Source organism: Gordonia sp. NPDC003425 (assembly GCF_053588635.1).
In genome coordinates, this window is record NZ_JBSFQI010000005.1 from 274,807 (window position 1) to 287,441 (window position 12,635).

At 68.1% G+C, this 12,635-nt stretch carries 13 protein-coding genes and 1 pseudogene; 7 read left to right on the forward strand and 7 right to left on the reverse strand.

Annotation, left to right across the window (positions count from 1 at the left end; all coding sequences use genetic code 11):
• The first annotated feature begins 79 nt into the window (after positions 1–79).
• Positions 80–1,009 (forward strand): oxygenase MpaB family protein, encoded by a 930-nt coding sequence (locus ACWDTD_RS08975; protein WP_449746743.1) that lies wholly within the window; start codon positions 80–82, stop codon positions 1,007–1,009.
• A gap of 10 nt (positions 1,010–1,019) precedes the next feature.
• Here ACWDTD_RS08975 and ACWDTD_RS08980 read toward each other — a convergent pair whose 3' ends face one another.
• The 4 genes from ACWDTD_RS08980 to menD all read right to left on the reverse strand — a co-directional run bounded on the left by ACWDTD_RS08980 (position 1,020) and on the right by menD (position 5,324).
• Entirely contained in the window at positions 1,020–1,715 is a 696-nt protein-coding gene (locus tag ACWDTD_RS08980; RefSeq protein ID WP_449746744.1) for a demethylmenaquinone methyltransferase, read from the reverse strand.
• A 12-nt stretch (positions 1,716–1,727) separates the two neighbouring features.
• Entirely contained in the window at positions 1,728–2,891 is a 1,164-nt protein-coding gene (locus ACWDTD_RS08985) for a glycosyltransferase family 4 protein (protein WP_449746745.1), read from the reverse strand.
• Between the two features lie 10 nt (positions 2,892–2,901).
• Positions 2,902–3,504, reverse strand: a complete 603-nt coding sequence (locus tag ACWDTD_RS08990) for a hypothetical protein (protein WP_449746746.1) — start codon at positions 3,502–3,504, stop codon at positions 2,902–2,904.
• Positions 3,505–3,668: 164 nt separating this feature from the next.
• Complete coding sequence (menD, locus tag ACWDTD_RS08995) at positions 3,669–5,324, reverse strand: 2-succinyl-5-enolpyruvyl-6-hydroxy-3-cyclohexene-1-carboxylic-acid synthase (protein ID WP_449746747.1); 1,656 nt, start codon at positions 5,322–5,324, stop codon at positions 3,669–3,671.
• A 75-nt stretch (positions 5,325–5,399) separates the two neighbouring features.
• Here menD and ACWDTD_RS09000 point away from each other — a divergent pair, with 75 nt between their 5' ends.
• From ACWDTD_RS09000 to ACWDTD_RS09010, 3 genes are all read left to right on the forward strand, one after another.
• Entirely contained in the window at positions 5,400–6,029 is a 630-nt protein-coding gene (locus ACWDTD_RS09000) for a class I SAM-dependent methyltransferase (protein WP_449746748.1), read from the forward strand.
• A 31-nt stretch (positions 6,030–6,060) separates the two neighbouring features.
• Positions 6,061–7,155: an AbrB family transcriptional regulator gene (locus ACWDTD_RS09005; RefSeq protein WP_449746749.1), complete on the forward strand. Its 1,095-nt coding sequence runs from the start codon at positions 6,061–6,063 to the stop codon at positions 7,153–7,155.
• Positions 7,156–7,221: 66 nt separating this feature from the next.
• Positions 7,222–8,538: a saccharopine dehydrogenase family protein gene (locus ACWDTD_RS09010; RefSeq protein ID WP_449746750.1), complete on the forward strand. Its 1,317-nt coding sequence runs from the start codon at positions 7,222–7,224 to the stop codon at positions 8,536–8,538.
• A 122-nt stretch (positions 8,539–8,660) separates the two neighbouring features.
• On the opposite strand, the gene ACWDTD_RS09015 is transcribed toward ACWDTD_RS09010, so the two are convergent.
• From ACWDTD_RS09015 to ACWDTD_RS09025, 3 genes are read right to left on the reverse strand one after another with little or no spacing between them, the layout of a single operon-like run.
• The gene (locus ACWDTD_RS09015) at positions 8,661–9,671 is read right to left on the reverse strand and encodes a GGDEF domain-containing protein (protein WP_449746751.1); all 1,011 of its coding nucleotides are present in this window, start codon (positions 9,669–9,671) and stop codon (positions 8,661–8,663) included.
• 13 nt (positions 9,672–9,684) lie between these two features.
• The gene (locus tag ACWDTD_RS09020) at positions 9,685–10,320 is read right to left on the reverse strand and encodes a PaaI family thioesterase (protein ID WP_449746752.1); all 636 of its coding nucleotides are present in this window, start codon (positions 10,318–10,320) and stop codon (positions 9,685–9,687) included.
• A gap of 23 nt (positions 10,321–10,343) precedes the next feature.
• Complete coding sequence (locus ACWDTD_RS09025; protein ID WP_449746753.1) at positions 10,344–10,535, reverse strand: hypothetical protein; 192 nt, start codon at positions 10,533–10,535, stop codon at positions 10,344–10,346.
• A 72-nt stretch (positions 10,536–10,607) separates the two neighbouring features.
• Here ACWDTD_RS09025 and ACWDTD_RS09030 point away from each other — a divergent pair, with 72 nt between their 5' ends.
• The 3 genes and pseudogenes from ACWDTD_RS09030 to ACWDTD_RS09040 form a co-directional block, all read left to right on the forward strand.
• A complete protein-coding gene (locus tag ACWDTD_RS09030; protein ID WP_449746754.1) occupies positions 10,608–11,573 on the forward strand; it encodes a 1,4-dihydroxy-2-naphthoyl-CoA synthase in 966 nt (321 codons plus the stop codon).
• 207 nt (positions 11,574–11,780) lie between these two features.
• Positions 11,781–12,095 carry a hypothetical protein gene (locus ACWDTD_RS09035; protein ID WP_449746755.1) on the forward strand — a complete coding sequence of 105 codons (315 nt, stop codon included), beginning with the start codon at positions 11,781–11,783 and terminating at the stop codon, positions 12,093–12,095.
• A gap of 79 nt (positions 12,096–12,174) precedes the next feature.
• Positions 12,175–12,594 (forward strand): annotated as a pseudogene (locus ACWDTD_RS09040) (Mu transposase domain-containing protein); the annotation flags it as partial.
• Positions 12,595–12,635 lie beyond the last annotated feature (41 nt).

The following is a 12,635-nucleotide window of genomic DNA, read 5'->3' on the forward strand; positions in this document are numbered from 1 at the left end:
ACCTGGGACGAGATCGGTGATACGTTACCTGTGACTCGGATAACACATACATTGCCGTGCCTCTTCGGGAGGATGCTCCATGCAGCCGATCACAGCAGTCACCTCGTCATATGCCGCCAGGCTCGGGGGCCGACGGCGCGAGCGATACCGGTTGCGCACCGAGTTGTCTGCTGTCGACCCGAGTGAGGATCCTCGCGCCTTTGCGGAGCGACTTTCCACCCTCGAGTTCCCCTGGGGCTCACAGCAAGCGCTGAGTTTCGCCCTGTTCCGCACCTACGCCGTGCCGTCGATCGGCGAATTGCTGTACCGTACCGGAGAATTCACGGATCACACGCAGAAGCGCTACGACGACACCGCCCTCTTGCTGTCCGAACCGGTCGAGCACGGCTTCGACGCCGGTACGCGCGGCCGCGCGGCGGTGCGCCGGATCAACCAGATGCACGCGATGTACGACATCCCCAATGATGACATGCTTTATGTGCTGGCCACTTTCGTCGTGTGCCCGGTTCGGTGGGTGGCACAACACGAGTGGCGACCGCTCACCGACCAGGAGACCGCCGGCATCACCAACTTCTACCGCATGCTCGGAAAGCATATGGGAGTCAAGGATATTCCGGAGAGCTACGACGATTTCGAAAGGCTGCTCGTCGATTTCGAGCGTGAGCACTTCGCGTACTCCGCGGGCGGTCGCGCCGTCGCCGATGTCACCCTGGGCCTGCTGACGACGTTCATGCCCTACCGGCTGTTGCCGCCACCCGTCGTGCGGCGGATGGCGTTCGCACTGATGGACGAGCCCTTGCTCGACGCCTTCGGCTACCCGCGACCGACCCGGCTCGAACGCGTGCTGGTCACCGCAGGTCTGCGTGCGCGCGCCCTGGCGATCCGCTTCCTTGCGACCCCGCGCTCCACCCCGGTGTACGGCCGCGACATGCCGGAGGTATGCGGCTACCCGAACGGCTACCGGGTGGAGGATGTCGGCACCTTCGCTCGGAAGTGCCCGCACCCCTGAGCGATTGCCGCTAGACCCTCACTCCGGTGTGGAGCGCCGCGATCCCACCGGTGAGGTTCTGCCAGCGCACGTGGGTGAAACCGGCGGCGCGGATCAGGTCGCCGAGAGCGAACTGGTCGGGCCACGCCCGAATCGATTCCGCCAGATACACATACGCGGCCGGGTTGCTCGACACCTTGGTCGCCACCGCGGGCAGCGCCTTCATCAGGTATTCCATGTACACCGTCTTGAACGGCCGCAGCGTCGGGGTGGAGAACTCGCAGATCGCCAGGCGTCCACCGGGTTTCAGCACACGGTGCAGCTCGCTCAGGGCCAGCGGCACGTCGTTGACGTTGCGCAGCCCGAACGAGATCGTCACCGCGTCAAAGGAGTTGTCGGCAAAGGGCAGCGCCAGCGCGTCGGCCGCGACCTTGGGGACGTCACGATCGGCGCCGGCCTTGAGCATGCCCAGCGAGAAGTCGGCGGCCACGCAGTGCGCCCCGGACGCCGCGAGTTCCACCGTCGACACGGCGGTGCCGGCGGCCAGGTCGAGCACCACGTCGCCGGGGCGCAGCGCCAGCGCCTTGCGGGTGGCCTTGCGCCAGCGGCGGTCCTGCGCGAAGGAGAGCACGGTGTTGGTGATGTCGTAGCGTTTGGCGACGCCATCGAACATGGCGGCGACCTCGGCAGGCGCCTTGTCGAGACCTGCGCGGTCGGTGGTGGCCATGGCCATACGGTACTACCCGGCCAGGCGTATCCCGTCGGTCAGTCCGTTGCCGCTCGATCCGGCGATCACGGCCCGGTAGTGGCCGAGCAGTTCGTCGCAGATCGCGGGCCAGCTCCGGCCCCGCACGGTCACCAGCGCCGCACGTCCCATCGCCGCACGTAGTGAGTGGTCGCGCAGCACGTCGATCACCTCGGGCAGCCGCGCGGTGTAGTCGGCGGGGTCGAGCAGGTAGCCGGTGCGGCATGCCGCGACGAGGTCGCGGGGGCCGCCGGCGTCGGGTCCGATCACCGGCAGTCCGCTGGCCATCGCCTCCTGGATGGCCTGGCAGAACGTCTCGTGCTCACCGGCGTGCACGAACACGTCCAGGCTGGCGTACGCCCGCGCGAGTTCGGTGCCGCGCAGTTCGCCGGTGAACACCGCGTTGGGCAGGAGTCGCTCGAGTCGTTGCCGCTCGGGTCCGTCCCCGACGATCACGAGGCGGATCGAGTCGTCGTGTGCCAGCGACTCCAGCCGCTCGACGTGCTTCTCGGGTGCCAGCCGTCCCACGAAGCCGACGATCAGCTGTTCGCGCCCGCCCGTCCATGCGCGGCGCAGCGCGTCGTCGTGGCGACCGGGGTGAAACAGCTCGGTGTCCACGCCCCGCCCCCAGCGGTGCAGGCGCGGAACTCCCTGTTCGGCAAGGGATTCGATCGTCGCACTGGACGGTGCGAGGGTGCGGTCGCACATCTCGTGCAGGCGCCGGGTGTAGTGCCAGGCGGCTCGGGTGGCCAGGCCGAGGCGGTAGGACTCGGCGAAGCCGGCGATGTCGGTCTGGAACACCGCGACCGACGGGATCTCAAGGCGGCGGGCGGCCAGCGCGGCCGCACCGCCGACCACGAACGGCGAAGCGAGGTGCATCACGTCGGGTGCGTAGTCGCGGACGGTGCGGTAGAGGACGGGCGCGGGCACTCCCACCGGGAGCGACGACACCCGCGGCACCTGCACCGACCGCAGCAGGTGTACCGGTGTGCGCCGACCCACGAGCCGGGGTCCGCGTTCGCCGGCGCGAGCCGAGTCCGGGGCGATCACCACCGCCTCGTGGCCGGTGTGTTCGAGATGGTCGACGACGCGGAGAACGGAGTTGACCACCCCGTTGACCTGCGGCAAGAAACTCTCGGCCACGATCGCGACACGCATGTCGCCATCGTCAGTGCGACAGGTGGCCGGTGGCCGCGGACGACGTGTCGCGTCGCCCAACAGCCGGTGAAGTCTCATCGGCCGGTGAAGTCTCATCGGCCGGTGAAGTCCCATCGGCCGGTGAAGACCCGACAGCCGGGGCGGTCTCGTCCGGCGACGTCTCATCTGCCACCGGGTCGGCGGTCTCGTGTCGGCGACGCGAGCGGCGCCCCACCTCGGCCACCCCGACCATCAGGCCGCCCACCACCACCCAGCCCACCACCGCGACGGATGCGGCCGGGATCAGCGAGAGCGTCGCGGTGCGACCGGCGGGGCGCGCCAGGTCGGGGTTGATGGTGCTGTATTCCACGCGGATGCGTTGTCCCGAGGTCAGTTTCGTCGGGTAGAGCAAGCCGAGACGTGGGCTGAACACCGACCCGTCGGGGGTCTGGAAGTAGACGTTGGCGTGCAGCCGGTCGGCCGATACCACGTCGGCGGTGACGGTGGCCTTGTTCGCGTCGATGGCGGCGTCATTGCGGAAGCACGCCACCACCAGCACGATGCTCATCACAGTGATCACGAACCCCAAGGTCAGCAATACCAGCTGGATGCGTCGCTGGATGACCGGATTCATGGCAGCCAGGATAGCCGGACGGCCGGTGGGGACAGCCGCCTGTGGGCCGGCTCGCGCACACCTCGGATCCGGTACACAATGAGCGGCTGTGCGGCCCGCCACCCGCACCAGTGCATCTCCCGGGCCGCACAGCCGCCCATTCTGTACAGATTTCGGCCGAATACCTACCCCGACACCCGCGCGGCGATCGCGGCGTGCACCTCACGCAGCCGCGCGCGGTCGGTGACCACCTCCACCACCTCGATGCCACCCGCTCCAGACGGCAGGTCGGCGGCCAGCACGGCCGACAGCTCCTCCAGACGCACCCGGCGATGCGCCACGTGGACGCCGGCGCAGAGCGCGGCGAGGTCGGTGCGGTGCGGGGTGCCGAACACGCGCTCGTAGGCGCCGGCATAGGGTTCGGCGTCGAACCGCGGGTCGCCCTGCTCGAGCAGTCCGAAGATGCCGCCGCCGTCGTCGTTGGCCACCACGATGCGCAGCGCCGAGGGCCGCGGCTCGCTGGGTCCGATGATCAGGCCGGTGGTGTCGTGGATGAAGGTGAGATCGCCCATCAATGCCACCGTCCGCCCGCCACCGGCCAGCGCCGCGCCGATCGCCGTCGAGTTGGTGCCGTCGATCCCCGCGACCCCCCGATTCGAGAGCACGCGCACCCCGTCGGGGACGCGCCCGGCCAGCGCGACGTCGCGGATCGGGTTGCTGGCGCCCACCACCAGCTGATCACCCGGCGTCATGGCCGCGCTCACGGTCCGCGCCACGTGCAGCCCGGTGGTGGGGCCGGGCTCGTCGAGCACCGAGTCGACGGCGCCGAGTACCCGCTGCTGAATCTGCGCGCACTCCTTGAGCCACTCCTCGCGCGGCTCCCCCGACACATCCGCGCGGGTGCCCGTCGCGTACACGTTGCCGGACACGTCCGGCCAGCGCGGACCCGTGGTGAGGGCGTACACCCGCACGTTCGGGTCGGCGAGCAGCCGGGACACCCCGCGATGCAGGGTGGGGCGCCCGCAGATGATCGCCTGCCGGGGTGCGATCGCCGCCAGCGCGAGCGGATGCAATGGCGTGGCCGCCGGCGGCGCGGTGGGTTCGGCGACGGTGGGGATACCCGCGAGCGCGGGATGTGTGCCCGCGCCGTGACCGGCGACGACGACGGTGTCGACGGAAAGGTCGATGGGCAGCGGCACATCGAGCCGGCCGACGGGCGCCTGCGTCCAGGGCAGGCCGTTCGGGCGGCCCTGGTAGGCGCCCAGTTCTTCGTCGGGCGCCGACCTCGCGTCGGGTACCAGGGGTTCGCGCAACGGGATGTCGAACTGCACGGGTCCGGCGTTGCCGGTGCGGGCACCACGCGCGGCCGCCAGCACCCGGCCCACCGCCGACCGCCACTGACTGTTCGCGTCGAGCCCCTCCTCGGCCAGCCCGATGCTGATCGCCGCCCGCACCTGGGTGCCGAAGATCCCGAACTGTTCGATCGTCTGGTTGGCCCCCGATCCGAGCAGTTCGTAGGGCCGATTCGCGCTGACCACCACCAGCGGCACGCGGGCGTAGTTCGCCTCGAACACCGCGGGCCCCATGTTGGCCACCGCCGTGCCGCTGGTCATCACGATCGGCACCGGCCGCCCCGACGCCACCGCCAGGCCCACCGCCAGGAATCCCGCCGACCGCTCGTCGATCCGGACGTGCAGCCGCAACCGGCCCTCCCGGTCGGCGGCATACAGCGCGAACGCGAGCGGCGCATTTCGTGAACCCGGGCACAGCACCGCCTCGGCCACACCACCGCGGATCATCTCGTCGACGATGACGCGGGCCTGCAGGGTGGAGGGATTCATGCCGACCAGCCTAGGCCCCGTCGAACGGAGCAAACCTGGTCGCCACCGCCGACGTCACACATTACGCTCACCGGCATGGGCGTCTACGGCGACAGAATCCTGCCCCGCGTGATCAATGTGGTCTGCGGTTCGGGGGCGCTGTTTCCCATCCGACAGTGGGCGTGCGAGGGGCTCACCGGCGACGTCGTCGAACTCGGTTTCGGTTCGGGACTCAACGTGGACGCCTACCCCGACGCGGTCACCAAGGTGTACGCCATCGAACCGTCCGACGCCGGTTGGCACTTGGGCGCGCACCGCGTTGGCGCCTCGTCGGTGCCGATCGTGCGGGCCGGACTCGACGGTCAACGACTCCCCTTCGACGACAACACCTTTGACTCTGCCCTCTCGACGTTCACGTTGTGCACCATCCCCGACCTGCCGGCGGCACTGGCCGAGGTGGCGCGGGTGCTCAAGCCCGGTGGGACGCTGCACTTCCTGGAGCACGGCATCGCCCCCGACGAGAACGTCCGACGCTGGCAGCGCCGCCTCGACCCCATCGAGCAGCGCATCGCCGGTGGCTGCCATCTCACCCGCGACATCCCACGCGAACTCGACGACGCGGGCCTCGTGGTGACCGCCAACAAGAAGTTCTACGGCGCCTGGCCGAAGTCGTTCGGGGCGCTGAACGTCGGAGTGGCGCAGGTCCGCCCGCCGCTGGTCGAGTAGCCGCCGACCGTCCCCCACTACGCTCGACCGAGTGCCCCGTTGGATTCTGCTCGCCGCGCTCACCGCCGGCCTCAGCGTCCTGCTGGAATGGTTCGACGTCGACGCCGCCCCGCTGTTCGCCGGGCTCGTCGTGGCCGGGGTGCTCGCGATCGCCGGACTCGCACCCCGCGCACGCACCGTATCGGCCCCCGAATCCGAAGCGCAGCAACAGGATTCCGACGCGCTGATCGTGCCGCGCCCGGTGATGCTCGCCGCGCAGGGCGTCCTCGGCGTGTTCATCGCGACGATGGCCGACCCGGACACCCTCGCGGGGCTTGGCTCGGCGTGGCTTCCGGTGCTGGTGATCGGCCTGGGCACGCTCGCGCTGTCCATCGCGGGCGGCGCGCTGCTGGGCCTGCACCGCGACGTCGACCCGCTGACCGGGGCGCTGGCGTTGGTGGCCGGCGGCGCGTCGGGTCTGGTGGCGCTCACCCGCGAGTTCGGCGGGGACGAACGTATGGTCGCGGTGATCCAGTATCTGCGGGTCGCGCTGGTCACCATCACCATCCCGCTGGTCGCGTCGCTGGTGTTCCACGCTCGTTCCGGCGGTGTGCGCACGACGGCACCCACCTGGACCAATCAGACGTGGGGCCTGCTACTTCTCGCCGTCTGCCTCGGGATCGGCATCCCGGTGGGCCGACTGATCCATCTGCCCGCCGCCGGCCTGCTGGGTCCGATGGCGCTGGCGACGATCGCCGAACTCACCGGCATCGCCGGCGACGCCGCGGTGTCGCCCGTGCTGCTCGCGGTGGCGTACGCGGTGATCGGCTGGCAGGCCGGTCTCGGGTTCACGCTGCCGCGGCTGCGTGCGATCGGTCGGGTGTTGCCGCTGGCTGTGGTGCTGATCCTGGCGATCGGGGTCGGTTGCGCACTGCTCGGTGTGCTGTTGTCGTGGTGGACCGGCGAGTCGATGTTCGACTGCTACCTGGCCACCACCCCGGGCGGCATCTACGCGGTGCTCGCCGCAGCGACCGCGGCCGGTTCCAATGTGGCGTTCGTCGTCGCGGCACAGATCCTGCGGGTTCTGCTCATGTTGTTCGTCGCGCCGTTCGCGGCCCGCGCCGCCGCCGCGCACCTCCGGCGCTGACGTGCACGCCGATCGGGCACACAACCCCCTGTTGCTGTGACACGCGTCCCAGATAAATTGAAGCCCATGACCGGCGACGCTCAGCCCAAGCACAACGACACGGCCGCACAGGCGGCAACTCCCCCCGCACCCGACGGCGACCGCGAATTCGACGTCGTGGTGTTCGGTGCCACTGGTTTCGTCGGCGAGCTCACCGCCCGCTACCTGGCCGAACACGCACCTGCGGGCACGCGCATCGCCCTTGCCGGTCGTTCGGAGAGCAAGCTCGCCGACACCCGCGCGCGCCTGCCGAAGGCCGCCGCGGACTGGCCCCTGATCATCGCCGACACGTCGTCGCCCGCCTCGCTCGACGCGATGGTGGCCCGCACCCGCGTCATCTGCACCACCGTCGGGCCGTACCTGCGTTATGGCGAGGCACTCGTGGTGGCCGCCGCCACCGCAGGCACCGACTACGTCGACCTGACCGGCGAGGTGCCGTTCGTGCACTTCTCCATCGACAAGGCCCACGACATCGCCGCCGCCACGGGTGCCCGCATCGTGCATTCGTGCGGCTTCGACTCGGTGCCGTCGGATCTCAGCGCCTGGGTGTTGCACCGCAAGATCGCCGACGACGACGCCGGCACGATGACCGATACCACCCTGGTGGTTGCGGCGATGCGCGGGGGCGCGTCGGGCGGCACGATCGATTCGATGCGGGTGATCGCCGATCAGGCCAAGGAATCGCAGACGCGGCGACTGCTGCTCAATCCGCATGCGCTGTCGGGAACGCCGGGCAACACTCCGCGCCCGAGCCTGTCGTCGGAACCCAGCGACATCGCGGTGATCTCGGCGCGCAAGGTGGACCCGTCGCTGCGCGGCACCTTGGCCCCGTTCTTCATGTCATCGCACAACACCCGCATCGTGCGACGTTCCAATGCTCTGCTCGACGGCGCCTACGGCCCCGACTTCCACTACGCGGAGACGATGGCGGTCGGTGGGGTACCGGGATTGTCGACGGTGCTCGCCGGGGCGGTCGGCGTGGGCACCGGCGCCTTCCTGGGTGCGATGAGTTTCGGTCCCACCCGCTCGCTGCTCGATCGTGTGCTACCCAAGCCGGGTGAGGGCCCGAGCGAAAAGTCCAGGGACAAAGGCTATTTCGTGATCAAGACGTTCACCCGCACCACCACCGGGCGACGGTATCGTGCCGAGTTCCGGGCGCAGGGCGACCCGGGATACAAGGCCACCGCGGTGATGCTCGGCCAGAGCGCGCTGACCCTGGCTCTCGATCGCGACAAACTGCCCGCCCACGCCGGTGTGCTGACGCCCGCCGTCGCGATGGGCGACGCGCTCGTCGACCGGCTGCGCGCGGCGGGAATGCGGATCGAGGTCGGCGAACTGCACTAGCGGCAGCGCCTGCCCCCGCTCGACGGCCACTCCACCAACCAGAAACCCCGCTTCTCGTCGGGGACACTCCGCGTGCGCAGTGTTTCCGACGAGAAGCGGGGTTTGTAGGCGCAACTGGCCGTTCACACCGTCGGCGACGATCTCTTCTCATATAGCATCACCGCGTCCGCTCGCTCCAGCAACAGGTCCAGGCGGTCGACGGCGCTCGCGTCACCGTGCACCCACCCCGCCGTGACCGACTGGCCCGTCGACTCCAGCCCGTGTTCCACCCACGCCTCGAACACCGGGACCAGTGAGGAGTGCGGCACCGAAATCACCACGGCGAATTCGTCGCCCCCGATTCGGGCTGCCAGATACCCCTCGTCGAGGAGCCATCGCAACGTGGCGCCGACCTCGGCGAGCACTCGGTCGCCGTACGCGTGCCCCAGCGAGTCGTTCATCTGTTTCAGGCCGTCGACATCCAGGAATCCCACCAGGACACATTTGTTCGTGGTGACCGCGTCCTCGACGAGGAGTGGTCCCCGTTCGGCAAGTCCCCGTCGGGTGAGCAGTCCGGTCAGGTCGTCGGTTTCGGCCATCTGACGGATCGTCGCGTTGGCTTCGCGAAGTCTGCGTTCGGTACGTCGCCAGGTGAGCGCGATGATCAGGGCCACCGAGTCCGCCTTCAGTAGCTGAAGCGCCACCGATCCCACCGAGGCCGATTGCGGATAGATCAGCGCGCACCCTATGGCAATGATGTTGAGGACAAGGATCAGTGAGACGGCGATCCACGCATAGGGCACGAGCGCACCGATGGCGACGATGACGAGTAACAGTCCGATCGCCGGAAAAGCGATCCGGGTACAAACAACATAGACGAGCGGGTTTGCGGCGATCACGATCGAAGTGAGCGCCACCAGGATCGGGGCGTTGCGTGTGGTCACGCACGACGGACGCCGCCACAGCAGGAACGCAAAGGCGCCGAGGAGTAACGACGTGGCAGCAGCGAACTCCGACGGAATCTTCGAACCGGGTGTCGTATCAAAGGCGAGCTGCCCTGAACCGACCGCGAGGAACAACACCGCCGCCATGGCAACCGAGAGTGCGAGGCGGTCATCGACCAGCCGATCGGGTTCGCGGATTGAGTCGGCCATGGTCCCAGGCGAATCAGGGTTGACCAGGTCTGAGTTCGATGAACAGCGCGTCGAGTTCCGCGCACAAACGCTCGCCGTCGTGCAGCGTGCCTTTCACGAATGCCTTCCGGCCGTCTCGTTTGTCCACCCAGGTGTGGCATCGCAGCGGCGTCGACAACGGAGTGAGCGATCTGTACTCCACGGTGAGATATGCCGTGCGGGTGACACCCGCGACGGCCAGCGCCGACGCCATGCCGCCGAGGTCGTCGAAGGCGACCGCGACCTGTCCGCCGTGCGCGGCGCCGTTGCCACCCAGATGGAAGGGGCGGAAGGTGACGTCGGCCACCACCCCGTCGGCGCCGGCAGAACTCACTTCGTAGGGCGGCAGCGTGATGTTGCCGCGCGCCGGTAGATCGATCCGCGTTCCCGACGGTGAATGCCATTCGTCGGTCTGACACGCCGCGAGCCGCTCGTTGAGTGCGGCAACCTGGTCGATCAACTCTCCGGTGATGGCCGGCTCGGGTGAGGCGTACCGGGCCAGATCCATCAGCCGGCGGATCTGCTCGTTCAACTCGCCGTAGCGGGGACCGCCGCGTTCGGTGGTCACCTCGATGCGGGCGCGAAAGCCGCCTTCGTGCGGCGATTGACCGTCCCCCGTTGTCACTTTCACCCGATTACCGTAGCGCCAGACTTCTAGAGTGGCGTGTGTCCCCCGGGATGCTCGTCGTCGAGTCGTGAATGGTCGGGCCTCTCGGCCACAGAGTTGAGCTCGCGGGCGTCTTCTCGGGTGTCGCTCATCCGAATGATCGCACCGATTATCAGGGCCACGACCACTGAAATCGTGGCCCAGGCGACAATCACGATGGCCACGACCTCGAAGGACACGCCTCTTAGCGTGCCAGATCACACTCTGAACGTCCACCAAATGGAGGATTGACAACTGAATAGGCTTGTCTCATGAGCAACAGTGGCACCGCACCCGATCAACCATTCGACCCGACCGAGTGGGCCCAGGTTTCCGGGTTTGCCGACCTGACCGACATCACCTACCACCGTCACTCCGGCGCGGGACGGGCAAACGGGATCGTGCGCATCGCCTTCGACCGACCCGAGGTGCGCAACGCGTTCCGCCCGCACACTGTCGACGAGCTGTACCGTGCGCTCGACCACGCGCGCCGCTCCCCCGACATCGGCACGATCCTCCTCACCGGCAACGGGCCGAGTCCGCGCGACGGCGGCTGGGCGTTCTGCAGCGGCGGCGACCAGCGAATTCGCGGGCGGTCGGGCTATCAGTACGCCACCACCCACGATTCCGACGTCGGCGCCGCCGGGTCGGAAGGGGTGGATGAGGTCCGGGTGAAGGCCGAGGGCGGACGCCTGCACATCCTTGAGGTCCAGCGACTCATTCGGACGATGCCCAAGGTGGTGATCGCGGTGGTCGGTGGCTGGGCCGCCGGCGGCGGACACTCACTACACGTCGTGTGCGATCTCACCCTCGCGTCACGTGAGCACGCGCGATTCAAGCAGACCGACGCCGACGTCGGTTCCTTCGACGCGGGCTACGGCAGCGCGTATCTGGCCAAACAGGTGGGGCAAAAATTCGCCCGCGAGATCTTCTTCATCGGCGAGTCCTACGACGCCGACACGATGCACCGGATGGGTGCGGTCAACCGGGTGGTAAGCCACGCCGACCTTGAGCACACCGCGATCGAGTGGGCACGCGCGATCAACGGCAAGTCCCCGACCGCGCAGCGCATGCTCAAATTCGCCTTCAACCTCACCGACGACGGACTCATGGGTCAGCAGGTGTTCGCCGGAGAGGCCACCCGCCTGGCCTACATGACCGATGAGGCGGTCGAGGGACGCGACGCATTCCTGGAGAAACGAAACCCGGACTGGGAGCGATACCCCTATTACTACTGATCCGGCCGTAATGATCCACAGCAGCTCAACTTGTCTGAAATGAGGATTTATCGTGTCCGAGACGAGGATTCTTCGAGGATTGTCTCGTCAGCGGTATCCTGCGGTGACTGATAAATTCGACTTCGTACCGCTTGTCAGTACACTGGTGCAAATCAGTAGTAGAAGATCAAAAACCTGTGTTCAAGGGGTCGGCTCGGAGGTCAGCATGTGGCGCTGCAAGATCAGCCGCCGATGACGAGGGGCATCCGCAGCAGGCACTTCGAGCTTCCCCGCTGGATCAGGCGTTTCGATCGTCGGACCAACGGTGTGCTCGCGAGCGAGATCGGCGCGATACCGCTGCTGGCCGTCGGAATGATGTCACCGGGCTTCGTGAAACCGGGACTGCACTGGCTTCCGGCGGTGATCATTGCCTACACGTGCCTCTCCGCGACCGTGACGATTACCGCGGGCCGGCTCTCCGACCGCCAGTTCGTCGCACTCAGCCGACACCTGCCTCGTGCCTGCCGAGCAACTCGATGTTGAACGGGAAGTGTTGGGGCCGTCGCCCTCTCTGCGCGCCGAGGCGGGACCGCCGCCGGTCACTTGACAGGTCGACAAGCTCTCGTGTATCCGGTACGCGTCGGTGCGGTACTCGGTGCCCCAACGGTGGGTCGGCGCCACCGTGCGCCTGACCCAGGATGGCCGGCGGCTGCTGGTCATCGATCCCGCCAGCAGCGAGGTCATCGCCGAACACGAACTCGGCGCACCTGGCGAGGTGGTCCTCGATGACACCCACTACGGTGGGGCCCGCACACCAGTGAGTCGGGCACCTCGACCGAAAACCGATGCCGAGAAACAGTTTTGCGCGATCGGCGAAATCGCTGAACAGTTCCTGGTGGGGGCCGCGGCGATCGGGAACACCCGCCTGGCCGGTGAACTCGACGAACTCCTCGCCCTGCACACCGCCCACGGCGGCGACCAGTTCACCGGCTCTTCCGGATTGACGGTGCGTGAAACAGGTTCTACTGACCCCAAGATGTAGGTCGGATTTGCGGTGTGAGCCTGCGTGATGTGGGCGGGTCC